The sequence below is a fragment of the Moritella sp. JT01 genome (assembly GCF_001574435.1).
In the GTDB taxonomy this organism is placed as follows: domain Bacteria; phylum Pseudomonadota; class Gammaproteobacteria; order Enterobacterales; family Moritellaceae; genus Moritella.
Genome location: NZ_LOCN01000001.1, coordinates 94,525 through 111,904 on the forward strand (window position 1 = coordinate 94,525; position 17,380 = coordinate 111,904).

General features: G+C 40.5%; 15 protein-coding genes. 9 read left to right on the plus strand and 6 right to left on the minus strand.

All coding sequences use genetic code 11. From position 1 onward, the window contains the following. Positions 1 to 104: 104 nt before the first annotated feature. The 3 genes from AKG98_RS00415 to AKG98_RS00425 are packed head-to-tail and all read right to left on the minus strand — an operon-like array spanning position 105 to position 1,423. A complete protein-coding gene (locus AKG98_RS00415; protein ID WP_067039684.1) occupies positions 105 to 362 on the minus strand; it encodes a DUF2897 family protein in 258 nt (85 codons plus the stop codon). Positions 363 to 421: 59 nt separating this feature from the next. Continuing rightward, positions 422 to 1,132, minus strand: coding sequence for a M15 family metallopeptidase (locus tag AKG98_RS00420; RefSeq protein WP_083543843.1), 711 nt, complete (start codon positions 1,130 to 1,132; stop codon positions 422 to 424). Positions 1,133 to 1,135: 3 nt separating this feature from the next. Then, on the minus strand, positions 1,136 to 1,423 hold the full coding sequence (locus tag AKG98_RS00425; protein ID WP_067039687.1) for a SelT/SelW/SelH family protein: 288 nt from the start codon (positions 1,421 to 1,423) through the stop codon (positions 1,136 to 1,138). 215 nt (positions 1,424 to 1,638) lie between these two features. Here AKG98_RS00425 and AKG98_RS00430 point away from each other — a divergent pair, with 215 nt between their 5' ends. Further along, the gene (locus tag AKG98_RS00430) at positions 1,639 to 2,319 is read left to right on the plus strand and encodes a TIGR01621 family pseudouridine synthase (protein ID WP_067039690.1); all 681 of its coding nucleotides are present in this window, start codon (positions 1,639 to 1,641) and stop codon (positions 2,317 to 2,319) included. A gap of 197 nt (positions 2,320 to 2,516) precedes the next feature. Here the strand turns inward: AKG98_RS00430 and tal are convergent, their stop codons facing one another. Next, positions 2,517 to 3,464, minus strand: a complete 948-nt coding sequence (tal, locus tag AKG98_RS00435; RefSeq protein WP_067039692.1) for a transaldolase — start codon at positions 3,462 to 3,464, stop codon at positions 2,517 to 2,519. 284 nt (positions 3,465 to 3,748) lie between these two features. Between tal and AKG98_RS00440 the strand changes: the two genes are divergently transcribed. Beyond that, positions 3,749 to 4,816 (plus strand): 3-deoxy-7-phosphoheptulonate synthase, encoded by a 1,068-nt coding sequence (locus AKG98_RS00440; protein ID WP_067039695.1) that lies wholly within the window; start codon positions 3,749 to 3,751, stop codon positions 4,814 to 4,816. A 61-nt stretch (positions 4,817 to 4,877) separates the two neighbouring features. After that, a complete protein-coding gene (gene tyrA, locus AKG98_RS00445; protein ID WP_067039698.1) occupies positions 4,878 to 6,011 on the plus strand; it encodes a bifunctional chorismate mutase/prephenate dehydrogenase in 1,134 nt (377 codons plus the stop codon). A gap of 126 nt (positions 6,012 to 6,137) precedes the next feature. Here the strand turns inward: tyrA and AKG98_RS00450 are convergent, their stop codons facing one another. Both AKG98_RS00450 and hpf read right to left on the minus strand, forming a co-directional pair. Continuing rightward, a complete protein-coding gene (locus AKG98_RS00450) occupies positions 6,138 to 7,304 on the minus strand; it encodes a chorismate mutase (protein ID WP_067039701.1) in 1,167 nt (388 codons plus the stop codon). A gap of 215 nt (positions 7,305 to 7,519) precedes the next feature. After that, positions 7,520 to 7,906 carry a ribosome hibernation-promoting factor, HPF/YfiA family gene (gene hpf / locus AKG98_RS00455; protein ID WP_067039704.1) on the minus strand — a complete coding sequence of 129 codons (387 nt, stop codon included), beginning with the start codon at positions 7,904 to 7,906 and terminating at the stop codon, positions 7,520 to 7,522. A gap of 252 nt (positions 7,907 to 8,158) precedes the next feature. On the opposite strand from hpf, the gene AKG98_RS00460 reads away from it, so the two are divergent. The 6 genes from AKG98_RS00460 (at position 8,159) to AKG98_RS00485 (ending at position 17,296) form a co-directional block, all read left to right on the plus strand. Beyond that, the gene (locus tag AKG98_RS00460; RefSeq protein WP_228140166.1) at positions 8,159 to 10,006 is read left to right on the plus strand and encodes a bifunctional diguanylate cyclase/phosphodiesterase; all 1,848 of its coding nucleotides are present in this window, start codon (positions 8,159 to 8,161) and stop codon (positions 10,004 to 10,006) included. 168 nt (positions 10,007 to 10,174) lie between these two features. Continuing rightward, positions 10,175 to 11,998: an extracellular solute-binding protein gene (locus AKG98_RS00465; RefSeq protein WP_067039710.1), complete on the plus strand. Its 1,824-nt coding sequence runs from the start codon at positions 10,175 to 10,177 to the stop codon at positions 11,996 to 11,998. 4 nt (positions 11,999 to 12,002) lie between these two features. Beyond that, positions 12,003 to 13,094, plus strand: coding sequence for a microcin C ABC transporter permease YejB (locus tag AKG98_RS00470; protein WP_067039713.1), 1,092 nt, complete (start codon positions 12,003 to 12,005; stop codon positions 13,092 to 13,094). After that, positions 13,094 to 14,143 carry an ABC transporter permease gene (locus AKG98_RS00475; RefSeq protein ID WP_067039721.1) on the plus strand — a complete coding sequence of 350 codons (1,050 nt, stop codon included), beginning with the start codon at positions 13,094 to 13,096 and terminating at the stop codon, positions 14,141 to 14,143. The genes AKG98_RS00470 and AKG98_RS00475 overlap by 1 nt, the downstream gene beginning before the upstream one ends. After that, a complete protein-coding gene (locus tag AKG98_RS00480; RefSeq protein ID WP_067039723.1) occupies positions 14,143 to 15,741 on the plus strand; it encodes an ABC transporter ATP-binding protein in 1,599 nt (532 codons plus the stop codon). The genes AKG98_RS00475 and AKG98_RS00480 overlap by 1 nt, the downstream gene beginning before the upstream one ends. Positions 15,742 to 15,850: 109 nt before the next feature. Continuing rightward, entirely contained in the window at positions 15,851 to 17,296 is a 1,446-nt protein-coding gene (locus AKG98_RS00485) for a methyl-accepting chemotaxis protein (RefSeq protein WP_067039725.1), read from the plus strand. Positions 17,297 to 17,380 lie beyond the last annotated feature (84 nt).

Consider the following 17,380-nt stretch of genomic DNA (forward strand, 5'->3'; position numbering starts at 1 on the left):
TCATGGAATAAAAAAGGGCCTATGTATCAGTACATAGGCCCTTTTTATTGCGTTTTATATTGCGACGTTATTATAGGTAATCGTGAAATAGCCGTTATTGAATGTTATTTGTCTGTGTCTTTCTTGTCGTCATCTGCCATTGGGTTTTTATCGTATTCGTTACGGTATTCATTGTTATATTCTTGCTGCTCGTCGTCATCAGTCAATGCTTTGGCATTTTTACCTGCATCAAGATGTAAGCTCTTGTTAAATTGGTGTTCAATTTCTTCTGGTATCTTCATTTTCATGTTTGCGGTGTATTTTAACGCCATGATTGACCCTATAATAAAACCTAAGGCCACTAGAATAATGAGCCAAACCATAAATCCTCCTATTGTTATGCGAGCGTTATCTAATCGTAATTGAGCATTGTTGCTCGATATTAATTAGGTGTTGAAACGTTACTTATATACTGGGTATAAATATGTTCTATATTCGTCAAAATAGCGGTTTTACCTTGAATGTCCGCATTGCGGATAGTGTCGATGACTAGCGCTAATGTGTATTCTTTTTGTGCTTCTACTGCGATGGGTAAGTAACTTAAATGCCAAGGCTCGCGTGATACGCCACCGAGATCTTGTCGATAGGGGCGATAGAAACCACAGTCGGCAATATTGTCATCTAGCCAAGCAGAAAATGACGCTAAATAGCCCCCTTCGTCATATTCTTGTGGGACCAGTTGTAATTGATAACCCTGAGGTAACGCGCTGTAGTCACACACATCTATTTCAGTACCCCAATGATGGCGACTTGCGCCGGGTAGCATCGACCAACGTAATATCGCGAAGACTTTTTCTTCTTCACTAAGTATAGCTGGATCTAATGGCTGACTGTCATGACCCAGAATGGGTCTTAGGCCACTAAATTTATTATTCCAAATATGCAGTTGTTGTTCAAAAGAGCGAAAACTCGATACTACATCGAGATTGAATCCGGCGTGTTTTGCCCGCGCTTGTAACTGTTGAAATGCCGCTAATACTTGCTGGTGGATAAGCTTAGGTTGTGACGGTAGTTCAATTACATGGCTTTGCACTTGTCCTGTTAATTCAAGTTCAGTCAATGGGGGGACGATTATTGATGGCGGTGTTGTCATTGATTATACCGTTCGGTCACTGTGGCCGAGATCGCGTTCTGGGGCGATAATGTCACGCACTCGTTGTTTTAATACTTTGGCTTCGGGGAAACCGCCGTCTTGTTTACGTTCCCAAATCAGTTGCTGATTGCAATGGATCTCAAAGCGACCGCCTGTGTCTGGGTGTAAGCTTATTTTACTTATCTCTTCACCAAAGGTATGCAGGAGCTCTTGTGTTAGCCAGGTAGAGCGCAACATCCAGTTACACTGTCGGCAATAGTAAATATCAATTTCAGCTTTGATCTCTGACACAAGTAAGGTCCTCTTTTATTAATATTACTTATCCTAGCGTACTATTACTTATCTTAACGTCAATAGTTGCTGGTGGATATGATTTTTATACCCAAGTTACTTCATGTCTTGAAGATACTCTTCATTCGATTTTCTGGTTGTGCATCTTGAAGTCGCTTGGGTATATTGCTTATTTAGGGTACACTTCGGCCTCATTTTCAGCATCGGTTTTTTTAATGTATAGCATTTTATTTCAGAATAACGATTTCTTGGTTATCAACAAAGCAGCGGGCATTGGTTTTCACGATGAAGACGGCGTTGATGGTATTTGTTCTATTGTCAGAAAGGATATTGGCAGATTAGTTTTTCCAGTACACCGTCTAGACAAAGTGACATCAGGATTGTTGTTACTGGCTAAATCATCAGAAGCGGCTGCTAAATTAGCGAAGTTATTTGAATTGCACGAGATCCAAAAGTATTACTTGGGTGTTATCGATAGCAAGCCAAAGAAAAAACAAGGTTTAGTGAAAGGCGATATGGAACGTTCACGTCGCAGCATGTGGCGTTTAACAAAAACGCTAACTAGCCCTGCTGTTACGCAGTTCTTCACGCAAAGCATCGGTGATGGTAAGCGTTTAGTAGTATTAAAACCGCATACAGGTAAGACACACCAGCTACGTGTTGCATTAAACAGCCTAGGTAGCCCTATCTGTGGCGATCCGCTATATCAAAGTGCTGATGCTTGGAAATACGATCGCGCCTACCTACACGCGTATTGCTTACAGTTTACCCTTGATGGTGAAGACTTTAGCTTTGTGGCTGACGAGTTTAGCGGTAAAGAATTTGAGACTGCTGCATGTAAAGAAGCATTAGTTGCTTATGCACAGCCAGAGACATTGGCTTGGCCAAAAGTATAATCGTTATATAACCAAGTTACAGTACAGTTGTTTGATTAAATAATAGCTTGGTTAAATAATGCATAAAAAAACGCCCAACGTAGTACTCTTTTGAGTAATGCGTTGGGCGTTTTTGTTAACGACGATACTATTTATTCAAATCAGAACAAATTATAGCCCAAGCGACTTCAAGCCGTTTGGGTATAGCCTTATTCAAATTAGAATAAGTCAGCAATCATCGTTTCTAGTTTGTTTTGGTCAATCGCGAAGTTACGGATACCTTCAGCTAGTTTTTCAACTGCCATTGGATCTTGGCTGTGATCCCAACGGAATGCTGCTTCAGTTAGTTTCGCTTTTGGTGCGACTTGTTCTGCTTCTGAGAATAGAGCTTGTGCTACAGGCTCTGAAGAGTTTTGTAGTTCTTCTAATAGCTGTGGTGCGATTGTTAGACGGTCACAACCAGCAAGGGCTAGGATCTCACCTGTGTTACGGAAGCTTGCGCCCATAACAACCGTGTTATAACCCGATGCTTTGTAGTAGTTGTAAATAGTGCTTACCGAGATAACGCCTGGATCGTTAGCGCCTTCATATGTTTCGCCCGTTTTCGCTTTGTGCCAATCCATGATACGGCCAACGAAAGGAGAGATTAGGAATACGCCTGCTTCTGCACATGCTTGCGCTTGTGCGAAAGAGAATAGTAACGTTAAGTTACAGTTGATGCCCATTGCTTCAAGTTGTTCTGCAGCGCGGATACCTTCCCAAGTCGAAGCCAGTTTGATCAGGATGTTTTCTTTTTCAATGCCCACTGCTTTATATAGCTCGATCAGTAGTAACGCTTGCTTCACACTTGCTTCAGTGTCATAAGAAAGACGCGCATCAACTTCTGTCGAGATACGACCTGGAATTGTCGTTAAGATCTCTTTACCAATTAATACAGCTAGTTTGTCACATGCAAGTGCTACTTGTGTTTCTGGTGTTGCATTTTCTTTAGCATACGCAATTGCTTGTGCTACTAATGGTTGATAAGTCGGTAATGCAGCTGCTTTTAAGATAAGTGATGGATTCGTCGTCGCATCTTGAGGCTGGTATAATTTAATTGCGTCCACATCGCCTGTATCTGCAACAATAGTGGTTAATTTACTTAGCTGTTCTAACTGGTTACTCATTATTTTACTTCCACAATTATATATTGATCGGTGTAAGGGCTACCATCACTATCATTAATATTGATTATAATGTCAATACTATAAAACTAGACTGCTGCAAACCTGACTGCTTGGGAATCTTAGCTTTAATGAAATAGCGGTAATTTCTGAATTGTATCTTAGCACAGCTTTCATTCGAAAGTATGTAGGCTTTCATCACGTTTTATAGCAAAAATATTACTTGCAATCACATTCTGCTACGGTATGTTGTTTGTATATAATAAATAGGATATATGAGCAACGTAATGGAAAAAGACACCTTAAATAATGTGCATATTTGTTCTGAACAAGTATTGATGACGCCTTCCGAATTAAAAGTTAAATTACCTATTTCGAATCATGCCCTTGGCTATATACAAACCGCCCGTGAAACGATTGCTAATATTATCGCTGGTAAAGATACACGTTTACTTGTGGTGTGTGGTCCTTGCTCAATTCATGATGATAAATCCGCGTTAGAATATGCTCACAGATTAAAAGCCCTGCATGACGAATTAGGCGACCAGCTGTATATCGTGATGCGAGTGTACTTTGAAAAACCACGTACAACAGTTGGCTGGAAAGGCGCAATTAATGATCCGCATATGGATGGTTCATTTGATGTTGAAACGGGTTTAATCAATGCGCGTAAATTATTAATTACGCTTGCTGAAATGGAGATCCCAACAGCAACAGAAGCACTTGATCCAATTAGCCCACAATACCTTGCGGAGCTATTTTCTTGGTCTGCGATAGGCGCGCGTACTACTGAGTCACAAACTCACCGTGAAATGGCTTCTGGTCTGTCAATGCCTGTTGGTTTTAAAAATGGTACTGATGGCAACTTATCAACCGCAATCAATGCGATGAAGTCGGCGTCACATTCACATCGTTTCATGGGCATTAATCAAGACGGTCAAGTTGCATTGCTCCAAACTCAGGGTAATCCTGATGGTCACGTGATCTTACGTGGTGGTAAGCAACCAAATTATGATTCAGTTGCTGTTGCATTAGCAGAGCAAGACATGGTCAAAGCGGGTTTACGCCCAAGCTTGATGGTTGATTGCAGTCACGCTAACTCAAACAAAAACCACGAATTACAGCCATTAGTGGCGAAAAACGTGATTCACCAGATCCAAGAAGGCAATAAGTCGATTATCGGTGTCATGATTGAAAGTCACTTAAAGGGTGGTAATCAATCGTCAGAACAACCGATTGAGGATATGGTATACGGTGTCTCGGTGACGGATGCATGTATCGACTGGGATACGACTGACACATTATTACGTGAAACAGCAATTGAATTAAGTGGCTGTTTAGCTAAAAGAACATAGTCTGTAGGTCGTACATATCTAAGTAAATAGTACGGCAAGGACGTCATGAGGTGCATGGTCAGTGAAACTGGATCCGTTAGGTAAATTAAGAGATAAAATAGATGATGTTGACCAGCAGTTGGTCGACTTATTAGCACAACGATTAGCGTTAGTGGCTGAAGTTGGTGAAATAAAAAGTGAGCATGGCTTACCTATTTATGTACCTGAACGTGAAACCGCGATGTTGGGAAAACGACGTGAAGAAGCGGAGGAAAAAGGTGTGCCTGGAGATCTAATTGAAGATGTATTACGCCGTGTTATGCGTGAGTCGTATGCATCTGAAAAAGACTCAGGTTTCAAAACCGTAAAACCCGATTTGGGCCGTATTGTGGTTATCGGTGGTGCGGGTAAGTTGGGTATGCTGTTTGTGCGTATGTTCCGTCTGTCTGGTTATCAGGTTGATATTCTTGAGCAAGGTGATTGGGATAAGGCTGACACTTTATTTGCCAATGCAGGACTTGTGGTTGTCTCGGTACCCATTAATCTAACAGAAACTATTATCGCGAAGTTAGGCCGTTTACCCAAAGATTGCGTATTGGCTGATATCACCAGTATCAAGAATAAGCCGTTGCAAGCGATGCTGAATGCGCACGAAGGCCCTGTTGTCGGTTTACATCCAATGTTTGGCCCTGATGTTGGTAATTTGGCGAAGCAAGTTATTGTGTGTTGTGATGGCCGTGGTAAAGAGCAATATCAGTGGCTGTTAGATCAAATGCAGATCTGGGGCGCGCGTATTTATGATGTTGATGCTAAGCAACATGATGAAGCGATGACTTTGATCCAAGCCTTACGTCACTTTACAACGTTTGTATATGGTGCACATTTGGCTGAAGAAAATCCAGATTTACAGCAATTACTGGACCTGAGTTCGCCAATTTATCGTTTAGAATTAGCCATGGTAGGGCGTCTGTTTGCACAGGACCCAACGTTATATGCAGACATTATTTTAGCGTCAGATAATAATGTGGCGATGATCCGCCGTTATGCTGAGCGCTTCATGCAAGCCGCTGAGATGTTAGAGCGTAACGATAAAGAGGGCTTCATCCGTTCGTTCGAAATGGTATCAGATTGGTTTGGTGATTATTCAACGCAATTCTTGCAAGAAAGCCGCAATCTACTGTTACAAGCAAACGATAACCGTCAGTTCTTTGGGTAGATAATGACGCAATAGTTTAATTAATCCTTTTGAAGACAAATAAAAAGAGCATCTCGATGATGCTCTTTTTTTATGTGTCATTTAAACTACAATCATGAACTTATAAACTAATCATGAACTTATAAACTATAGTAGTTCTGCTGGTACATCTGTAGCGGCGACATCTTCACTCGGATAACAACCTAATACTTTTAATTGGTTGGTAATACGGGTGAGTTGTTTAATTACATTTTGCATTTTTTCGGATTGTAAATTAGCGGCGACATCAATATAGAACATTTCCTCCCAAGGGTTACCTTGGATAGGGCGTGATTCTAATTTCGTCATATTGATGCCTTGTTCGCGTAATACTAACAATGCTTCAACTAGGCAACCCGCTTGTTGGCCTGTAGACATTGTGAAGGTGGTTTTTGCTGGTATTTGTACCGCCACATCAACGGGTTTACGTGCCACAACAATAAAGCGGCTGTAGTTTTCAGTTTGATTTGCTAAACCGGTGCGAATAGGTTGTAAACCGTACAGTTCACCACCGGTAATACTGCCAATTGCAGCGGCATTTTCGCTGTTAAGCTCTTTTACTTTCGCCATTGCTGCTGATGAGCTGTCCACAAATTCAATTTTAATGTGTGGGTGTGCACTTAAAAACAATGAACACTGCGCAAATGGTTGTGGATGGGCATAGATAGTTTTAATTTTTGACAAATCAGTATCACAAGTCGTGATTAAACTGTGTTCAATTGGCTGTGTTAGTTCGCCAACAATCGATAACGTTGTGTGTTGTAATAGATCGTAAACATCATTAATGCTGCCTGAAGAGGTATTTTCAATAGGTAGCATGCCGTAGTCAGCTTGACCTTTTTCTACTGCAGTGATGATTTTTTGGAATGTCGGGAAGCCTAATTCTACTAAGCGGTCATCTTGACGCGCAAAGTATTTTTTACACGCGAGGTTTGAATAAGAGCCTTTGTCACCTAGAAAAGCAACGCGTGCGACCGATACCGCTGCATTTGGATTTTTAATTTCTTGTAAAAAGGCTTGTTGTAATAGTACTGAATCTTCAAGAACCGTATGGTAAATGTTCATGATGTAATTGCTATCTAGACCAAGTTCACGACCTTGATTAATTAAACGCACTAGTAGTTGTTGTTCACGATCTTGATCGCGTACAGGTTTACTCGTCGATTGCTTGCTTTTTGCCACTTCAATGGCTAATTCTCTGCGTTCGGATAATAGTTTTAATAAATTATTATCAAGCGTGGTAATGCGAGTTCTAATATCGTTGAGGTCTGCCATGAAATAGGATCCTTGTGCGTACTCTATAAGGTTATATGGATATATATGCCTAATGGTGCACATTTATTTATAATTGATTGTTTAATTTATTTATCTAGCGGGTCAAAGTCAAGGTGTCTGGAGAAAACTGCAGAAATAAAAAAAGCGCAGTCCTATGCTGCGCTTTTTTGTTGTTCCTCAAATAAAGAGAGAATCAGGAAATTTTAGTCTTCGTGTTAATATTCTGCGAGCTCTAACTCATCGTCAGAAATTTTTTCAACAGGGAGTTCTTCACCACTAATTACACCTGCGCGACACTGCTCTTTACCGCTTTTATGCGCGGAGTGTTTCTCGCTGTATTTATTTAATTGACGCTCTAGCTTTTGGCCTAAAATCGTAATAGCAGCGTAAAGATCTTCTCCTTCAGAAACTGCGAGTAATTGGCCTTGAGGAAGATGAATGCTAGCCTCAATTTTTTTAACGTTATTCTTGTCTTTCGTAATCGTTACGTGCGGATTAATCATTGGAATATTGAAGCGTTCTAACTTCGCATATTTCATCGCAAGTTTTTCTTGCATAGGAGCCGTAACTTTAATTTCTTTACTGGTTATTTCAAATGTCATAGACATCTCCTTGTGTAATACCCTTAAATTGGTTCAACTTCAGAATACGACTTTCAGGTTTAAATAAAGTGATCTGGATCACATTTAATAATTTAGTTTTTGAAAGCCCTTAAAAGTGTGACGCATTAAACATTTATAAGCATTTATGTTAAATTCGTTGTCTTCGACTCCATGCTTAGGCATTATGTCTAGTCCTATTGATAATAAAATTAAATAATTACTGATACCAATACTATGATTAATAAATGTAATATGACGACTTTACGTGATGAGCTTGTTGCAGATGCTACACACCTTGACCACGTGTTATTACAGTTAAGTGTTATAGATTGGTGTGGTCACGATGAGTTTATTTTCTTTGTTGATAACCTTGTCAATGAAACCCAAAAAACCTTAAATATTGCTGATGTCAAGATCCATTTATTTACGGATATTTTTGCTGGCGTGATGCCATTATTACCACGGTACATATCAATACTCGACCTTGATACAGGGTTTAGTATTGAAGATGTTGCACAGCTTAAGTCCGGCTTAATTGTTTTTCAACATACTGATATTAGTGACTATAAATCAAGCGTGGTCAATTTGGTGTCGCCCTTATTTAAAGGCGAGAAATTAATTGGTGCGATTAATTTTAATGGTATGCAAGCACGCGATAGTACGTCGGTATTCATCTCCTCTTTTTGTCAATCTATTGCAAACTTAGTCCAACGTAATTTACGGTTAATGGATAACGAATTACAGTGTGCATTATCGGTAGAAACGGCGAGTAAATCGCAACAACAATTCCACAGCTTGGCCTTTTTTGATGCGCTAACAGGGTTAGCTAATCGCCGCTTACTGAATCAAAAAATTGATATGCATTATGAAGCTGCAATCAATAACCAGGTAATTGGTGCATTATTATTTATTGATCTGGATTATTTTAAAGCCATTAATGATTCGCTAGGTCATGCCGTTGGTGATGAAATATTAGTCGAAGTCGCTCAGCGATTAAGAGAAATACAAGGAGATCAAGATTTAATTTCTCGCTTAGGAGGGGATGAGTTTGTCATCTTGTTACCTGATTTGTCTGAAAATCCAATGCATGCCGAGCAACACGCCAATCTATTCGCTGAACAATTAATCGAGCGCATTTCCCAGCCTTATCTATATAAGGGGCAAGCTTTGTATATCGGAGCAAGTATTGGTGTAACGCTATTTCCAAGTAAAGACCAAGAAACGGCTGATTTGTTAAAACAAGCGGATACGGCAATGTATCAAGCTAAATCAAATGGACGCAAAAAAGTCACTTTCTTTGATGTGAAAATGCAGCGTAAAGCAGATAAGCGTTTGCATATTTACAATTGCCTGAAAAGTGCAATTGCTAAGAATGAATTGTTTTTGCATTACCAACCGCAACATATGGTGCAAAGTGGCGAGATTATTGGTGTTGAAGCGTTAGTGCGTTGGCATTTAGGCGGTAAACAACAAATATCTCCTGCCGAATTTATTCCGATTGCTGAGGAAACCGATCTTATTATTGAAATCGGTATATGGGTATTACAGGCCGCATGTCGTCAATTTGTTGAATGGCAATTACAAGGTGTTAATGTACCGCAATTATCCGTCAATGTGAGCACCCGACAATTTCATGATCATAATTTTGTTGATTCGGTATTGATGGTATTGGATGAGACCGGTATGGATCCGATGCAACTCAACTTAGAGATCACCGAATCTGTGGTTATTGAGCATGCGGAAGACGCTATCCGTAAAATGACCGACTTAAAAAATATCGGTGTGAGTTTTGCTGTGGATGATTTTGGTGTGGGTTATTCGTCGCTAAGTTACTTAAAACGTTTGCCAGCGAATGAGCTAAAAATTGATCGCTCATTTATTCAAGGGATACCTTATAACGTGTCCGATATGGCGATAGTGGAAGCCGTATTGGCGATGGCAAAACACATGGGCTTTAATGTGACAGCTGAAGGGGTTGAAAGCCGCCAGCAGCTTGAATTTTTACAACGCCAGCAATGCAGTTTTTACCAAGGTTTTTATGCGAGTAAGCCACTCACTGGCGAAAACCTCGCGCTTTATGTTCGACGCCAGCAAGGATAGCTTGGTGTCATTTACAACGTGTAGGTTATAACCCTAATGTAATAAATATGGATATAAGGTGAACATTTTTGTCTCTTTCGCATCTATATCCTTGTTAATTACAGTTAAATGCTATTATTTTAGTAAGTAAATTGAATGAGTACTTTTATCGGGCGGAGGGACCTAGCCATGAATAAATCGCTTAGTGCTGCATTATTATTTCTTACATCTTTATTATCTACCCAAGTCGCTACCGCGAGCACCGCTGTTACGACCGCGTCTCTACGCTCTGCAATTGCAATGCATGGCGAGCCTAATTATGCTGAAGACTTTACCCATTTCGATTATGTTAACTTAACGGCGCCGCGCGAAGGTACGCTACGACGTGCTGCTATGGGCAGTTTTGATAACTTTAATGGTTATATCGTTAAAGGCATCTCAGGAAGTGGTACCGGATACTTATTTGATACCTTGATGCAGCAAAGCAGCGATGAAGCATTTACTTTATATGGTCTGGTAGCTGAATACATCGAAGTGCCAGAAGATCGTAGTTGGGTTCGTTTTCATTTAAATCCCAAGGCTCGATTTTCTGATGGGTCTGAGTTAACCGCAGCGGATGTGAAATTTACCTTTGATGTATTGATAGAGAAAGGTGTACCGCAATTACGCGCGCAATACAAAGATGTCACCAGTGTTGAAGTCGAAAGTAAATCCGTTATTAAATTTAATTTAAAAGACAACAAGAATAAAGAGTTAGCCTTAATATTGGCAAAATTACCGGTGTTTTCTGAGAAAGACTGGCAAGGTAAAGATTTTGCGAAAGCGACATTTAATGTACCACTCGGTTCAGGGCCTTATACGATGAAGGCCTTTGATGCGGGTCGTAGTATTGAATATCTGCGTAATGATAATTATTGGGCGAAAGACTTACCGGTAAATCGAGGCCGTTATAACTTTAAACATATTATTTTTGATTATTACAAAGATGGCAGCATTGCTTTTGAAGCCTTCAAAGCGGGCTATATTGATTTCCGAGCTGAAAATATTTCTAAACAGTGGGCGACGGGTTATCAAGGTAATAAATTTACTTCCGGTAAAATCATTAAGGAAGAGATCCAACATCAGAATCCACAAGGCATGCAGGCATTTTGGTTTAATTTACGTAGAGACAAATTTAAAGATCCCAATGTACGTAAAGCATTGGGGTTAATGTTTGATTTTGAATGGACCAATCGAACGTTATTTTATGGTGCCTATAAGCGCTCGGATAGTTTCTTTAGTAATTCAGAACTCGCAGCAAGGGGCATCCCTAAAGGGGACGAATTAGCCCTGCTTACGCCTTTTAAAGCACAATTACCCGCAGAGCTGTTTACCCAAGTTTATACACTCGATAAAACTAAAGGTGATGGCCGAATTCGTAAGCAACAGCGCCAAGCGATTCACTTGTTGAAACAAGCGGGTTGGACGTTAAAATCAGGCAAGATGGTGGATGCTAGCGGTAAACAATTAAGTTTGGAGTTTTTAGTTTATAGCCCGTCGTTTGAACGCGTTATTCAGCCATTTCGTAAAAATTTACAACGAATTGGTATTGCTTCTGAAATTCGTATTGTTGATGTTTCACAATATGTGAACAGATTGAATAACTTTGATTTTGATATATGCACCCTGATACAAGGCCAAAGCCTATCGCCGGGTAATGAACAGCTAAGTATGTGGGGCAGTGAGTTTGCCAATGTACCTGGTACGCTCAATCGTATCGGCTTACAAGATCCTGTGGTTGATGCTCTGGTGAAAAAAGTGATTAATGCCGCAGATCGTGACAGTTTGATTACTGCGACGAAAGCGCTTGATCGGGTTTTATTGTGGAAAAATTTGGTGATCCCACAATGGCACATTAGCAGTTACCGCGTAGCATATTGGCAGCAAATACAGCGACCGACACAGTTACCTAAGTATGGTTTAGCCATTGATAGTTGGTGGCAAGAAGACAAACCTAGTAATAAAGGGAACTAGGTAAATGTGGAATTATATTCTGCGTCGTTGCTTACTCATGATCCCGACGCTGTTGGGCATTATCACTCTTAATTTTATTATCATTCAAGCGGCACCAGGTGGGCCTGTTGAGCAGTCTTTAGCTAAATTACAAGGAATTGAGTCGTCAGCAACCAGTCGCGTTGATGGTAATAGTCAGGGTGAAGTAAAAGTTAATTTAAATCATGATAGTGGTGGACAGTATCGTGGCGCACAAGGTATTGATCCTGAATATATAAAAGAGTTAGAGCGGCTATATGGATTTGATAAACCCTTATATGAACGTTATTGGTTGATGCTTAAAAGCTATTTACAATTTGATTTTGGCGATAGCTTTTTTCGCGATAGCTCTGTTATAGACCTGGTATTGGATAAGTTACCTGTGTCGATTTCGTTAGGGTTGTGGACCACGATCTTGGTGTATCTTATTTCGATTCCTTTGGGGATAAAGAAAGCCATCTCACACGGCTCATCATTTGATGTGTGGAGTTCGAGTGCCGTGGTAATTGGTTTCGCGATACCTAACTTTTTGTTTGCGCTATTACTGATTGTGGTATTTGCGGGCGGCAGCTATTTTGATTGGTTCCCTTTACGTGGGCTCACTTCTGCTAACTTCGATGAATTAACGACCTTCGAGCAAATTAAAGATTATTTCTGGCATTTAACCTTACCTATTTTGGCCTCAGTGATCAGCAGTTTTGCTACCTTAACCTTGCTGACCAAAAATACATTTTTAGATGAAATTAATAAGCAATATGTGGTCACGGCGAGAGCCAAAGGATTGACCGAAAATCAGGTGTTATACGGACATGTATTTCGCAATGCCATGCTGTTAGTGATTGCGGGATTACCGGCTGCGCTTATCAGTATTTTCTTTACGGGTTCTTTGATGATTGAAATTATTTTCTCGTTAGATGGGCTTGGGTTATTGGGTTTTGAGTCGGTGATTAATCGTGATTATCCGGTGGTGTTTGGTACCTTGTATATCTTTACGCTAATGGGACTGATTATTAAATTAATCAGTGATGTTACCTATATGATCATTGACCCACGCATTAACTTTGAGGCGCAATCATAATGGGGTGGATCGTAACGTGGCACCGCATTAAACAAAATCCGATGAACTTAAATCGTTGGCAAACCTTTAAACATAATAAACGCGGTTATTGGTCGTTGTGGTTGTTCAGTGGGTTATTTTTATTGAGCTTATGTGCCGATATTATTGCGAATGATAAGCCGTTATTAGTACGCTATAACGAAAGTTATTACTTACCTATTTTATATGATTATAGCGAGTTGGAATTTGGTGGTGAACTCGATATTCCCGCTGATTATCGCGATGAATATATTCAAGATATTATTTTAGAGCAAGGGGAAATGTGGTGGCCTTTGATCCCGTTTAGCTATGATACGTTTAATTATAATTTAACAGTACCTGCGCCGTCTGCACCGGACAGTCAAAATTTATTAGGCACAGATGATCAGAGTCGCGATGTATTAGCGCGGCTTATCTATGGCTTCCGTATCTCAGTGTTGTTTGCGATTACCCTGACCATATTTAGTACGATCATAGGTGTAGCCGTGGGCGCGACACAAGGGTACTTTGGTGGTCGTATCGATCTTTATGGCCAGCGCTTTATTGAGATCTGGTCCGGCTTACCTATGCTATTTTTGTTAATTATTTTAGCCAGTTTAGTGCAACCTAACTTTTGGTGGTTGTTAGGTATTATGCTGTTATTTAGCTGGATGGCATTGGTGGATGTGGTTCGTGCTGAATTTTTACGTGGTCGTCATCTCGAATATGTCATTGCAGCGAAAGCGTTGGGGCAATCTCACCGAGCCATTATGTTTAAACATATTCTGCCTAACGCCATGGTTGCCACGATGACTTTTATGCCGTTTATTTTTACGGGTGCATTAACCACATTAACCTCGTTAGACTTTCTTGGTTTTGGTTTAGAAGTGGGGTCACCGTCGCTAGGTGAGTTAATTAAGCAAGGTAAAAATAATTTACAAGCGCCTTGGTTGGGGATTACTGCATTTGTGTCGATGTCGGTAATTTTGGTGTTATTAGTCTTTATTGGAGAGGCGGCGCGTGATGCGTTTGATCCTCGTAAGGGGGCGTGATGAATAACGCTGAAGCGAAACCGCTGGTACTTGAAGTTAACGACTTATCGATTAGTTTTGGTCAACTACAAGTCGTTGAGCACGTCTCGTTTAATATTGAGAAAGGTAAAACATTTGCGCTGGTGGGTGAAAGTGGTTCAGGTAAATCAGTGACTGCATTATCTATTCTGCAGTTATTACCGTTTCCTGCGGCGAACTATCCCGCGGGCAGTATTAAGTTGATGGGTAAAGAAGTGATAGGAAAAGATCGAGCCGTGATGCAATCGCTACGTGGTAATATGGCGAGTATGATCTTCCAAGAACCGATGACCTCGCTTAATCCTCTGCATACCATTGAAAAACAGATATCAGAAATACTCTTCTTACATCAGGGACTCAATAAAAAGGCAGCCCAGTTACGTTGTCTTGAATTGCTTGATTTAGTCGCGATACCTGAACCAAAAAAACGATTAGACTCTTACCCGCATGAATTATCGGGCGGTCAACGTCAACGCGTGATGATTGCCATGGCATTAGCGAATGAACCGGATTTATTGATTGCAGATGAGCCGACAACTGCGCTCGATGTTACTGTGCAATTACAAATTTTGGAATTGTTAAAATCATTACAAGCTAAATTGGGAATGGCGATATTAATGATCACCCATGATCTGAATATCGTTAAACATTTGGCCGATGATGTGGCGGTGATGAAACAGGGTGAGATTGTGGAAATGGGTGCTGTAGAGCGCATTTTTTCAGATCCTCAGCACACTTACACCAAAACCTTACTGGATGCTGAACCACAACGTGACATACGCGCGTTGCTATCCACAAGACCGTTATTACAGATAAAAAATCTCAAAGTTTGGTTCCCACTAAAAAAAGGGCTTTGGCAGCGTACTTACGATCATGTTAAAGCCATTGACGGTGTGTCGTTGCAATTAAATGAAGGTGAAACGCTTGGTATTGTTGGCGAAAGTGGCTCTGGTAAAAGCACCTTGGTACGCGGTTTATTGAGGTTGATTGAGAGTGAAGGCGATATTTATTTTAACGGTACTAATCTGCAAGGACTAAATTTGACTGCTATGCGCGTTTATCGTCAGTCGTTACAAATCGTCTTTCAAGACCCGTTTGGTAGTTTAAGCCCACGCATGTCGGTACGTCAGATTATCAGTGAGGGTTTAGAGGTGCAGGGCAAGCACAGTGATGCTGAAATCGAAATAGCGGTTAAGCAAGCCTTGATTGATGTTGCACTACCTGCGGATGCCTTAGTACGCTACCCACATCAATTTTCGGGTGGACAACGTCAACGTATTGCAATCGCACGTGCTTTAGTACTCAAGCCAAAAATATTAATTTTAGATGAGCCTACATCTGCATTAGATCGGACGGTGCAAAAACAGATCTTAGATTTATTGTGTCAATTACAGCGACAGCATCAATTAAGTTATATATTTATCACCCATGATTTAAGTGTTGTACGGGCTGTGAGTCATCGTATATTAGTGTTGAAAGCGGGTAAGGTTGTTGAAGAAGGTGAAACTGAATCTGTCTTCAATCAACCGCAACATGCCTATACGCAAGCATTATTGTCGGCTGCAATGTGTTTTAACTAAACTGTCCGAGGTGTAACACTTTAGTGATAGTGACATGGTGTTCGAGTATGAAGCATGTTAGTTTCTTAAATGCTGTTTTATTCTATGTTATTTAAATAAAGGATTATAGATGTCATCATTTTTAAGCCACTTTTACCAGTTTCTGCTACGCGATCAACAAACTGACGATGATAAAATTAAAAGCATGGGGGTGATCACTTTTGCTTTAGTCGGGATCATTGTTGGTGGCTATAGCGCGATCAAATGGAACAATTTAGAGGTGGCAGCGCTCGTGACGACGTCGGTTATTATGCTGTTCGGCTTCTTAGGCAGTATTAGCTTAGTTAAACTGGCGGTTAATCCTATTGTTACGGGTAACGTCATGCTGTTTGGTGGCATGATTCATTTATCCAATCTGATGTTTCAAACTGGTGGGGCTGCTTCTCATTCAATTATGTGGGTTGCTGCGATGACGATTTTTGCTTATCTATTAATTAATGCTAAATCAGGTTTTTTCTGGTCGGTGATCATGGTCGCCGTTTATGTGGTGATGGTGGTGATGGATTATACGGGCTATGAACTACCACAATTGGTTTTATCGGCCAAAGATGCCAAGGTTGAGCATTATTCTGCTTTGCTTTTACCACCTTTGGCTATTTGGTTCGCTAACCACTACAACAGTAAGTTACGTGACAAGGCCATTAGTAGTAATAATACGGCGCTTGAAGCGGCCGAATCAGCCTCTCATTCTGCGGAACAAAGTCGTGAAGAATTACAGCAATTATTTAATCAAGTGAGTGAGACTGTTACTCAATTGGTGCAGACATCAAATGACTTAACCTGCCATTTAACAGAAATGTCGAAATACGCAAAAGACATTGATGATGGTGTCGGAGAGCAGGTATCAGCAACTGGGCATATTAATGAATTACTGCAAAATACAGCATTACTCGTTGGTGATGCCAGTGACATAATTCAAACGGTAAGTAATGATTCGCAACGAGTTGAAGAGCAAGCTGATAATAGTTCGGTGGCGATGACTGCCACGATTACTTCTATGTCAGATATTAAAGACAGTAATGACGCGATTGAAAAGGCAATTATGGTGATCACCGATATCGCTAATCAAACTAATTTACTTGCGCTCAATGCGGCGATTGAAGCGGCGAGAGCGGGCGAACTCGGCCGTGGATTTGCGGTTGTGGCAGATGAAGTGCGTAATCTATCAAAACGCAGTACAGAATCAGCCAATGAAATTAAGCTGTTAATTGAAAAAAGCGCATCAGATGTAAATAATGGTTATGAAGCCGTTGAAACGAATGCTGAAACATTCGCTGAAATTATTGATGCGGTAACGAATATGAGTGGTCAAATTGCATGTGTAACAAGCAATGTTGTGAATACCAATGAAAATATTACGGGTGTATTGTCTGCAAGTGAAAAAGTAACATTGGTCACTAAGACGAATGAGTTGAGCGTAAAAGCAATGAATAAGAGTATTGGTGAGTTGCAGCAAGTCGGTGATGAATTAAGCGGCATGTCGATACGACTTGTTGCTATGGTAAACAGCCATTAGCGATATTCGTTATTGATATTATGTTACAAACACAAAAAAGCTCACTGCTAGTAGTGAGCTTTTTTGTAATTCTGAATGCTGTTT

Bases quoted from the DNA above. Each gene is read 5' to 3' on its own strand.
- AKG98_RS00440 (WP_067039695.1), top strand. From the start codon at position 3,749: ATGGAAAAAGACACCTTAAATAATGTGCATATTTGTTCTGAACAAGTA.
- AKG98_RS00415 (WP_067039684.1), bottom strand. From the start codon at position 362: ATGGTTTGGCTCATTATTCTAGTGGCCTTAGGTTTTATTATAGGGTCA.
- AKG98_RS00485 (WP_067039725.1), top strand. From the start codon at position 15,851: ATGTCATCATTTTTAAGCCACTTTTACCAGTTTCTGCTACGCGATCAA.
- hpf (WP_067039704.1), bottom strand. From the start codon at position 7,906: ATGACATTTGAAATAACCAGTAAAGAAATTAAAGTTACGGCTCCTATG.
- AKG98_RS00450 (WP_067039701.1), bottom strand. From the start codon at position 7,304: ATGGCAGACCTCAACGATATTAGAACTCGCATTACCACGCTTGATAAT.
- AKG98_RS00460 (WP_228140166.1), top strand. From the start codon at position 8,159: ATGACGACTTTACGTGATGAGCTTGTTGCAGATGCTACACACCTTGAC.
- AKG98_RS00430 (WP_067039690.1), top strand. From the start codon at position 1,639: ATGTATAGCATTTTATTTCAGAATAACGATTTCTTGGTTATCAACAAA.
- tal (WP_067039692.1), bottom strand. From the start codon at position 3,464: ATGAGTAACCAGTTAGAACAGCTAAGTAAATTAACCACTATTGTTGCA.
- AKG98_RS00420 (WP_083543843.1), bottom strand. From the start codon at position 1,132: ATGACAACACCGCCATCAATAATCGTCCCCCCATTGACTGAACTTGAA.
- AKG98_RS00470 (WP_067039713.1), top strand. From the start codon at position 12,003: ATGTGGAATTATATTCTGCGTCGTTGCTTACTCATGATCCCGACGCTG.
- AKG98_RS00465 (WP_067039710.1), top strand. From the start codon at position 10,175: ATGAATAAATCGCTTAGTGCTGCATTATTATTTCTTACATCTTTATTA.
- AKG98_RS00480 (WP_067039723.1), top strand. From the start codon at position 14,143: ATGAATAACGCTGAAGCGAAACCGCTGGTACTTGAAGTTAACGACTTA.
- AKG98_RS00475 (WP_067039721.1), top strand. From the start codon at position 13,094: ATGGGGTGGATCGTAACGTGGCACCGCATTAAACAAAATCCGATGAAC.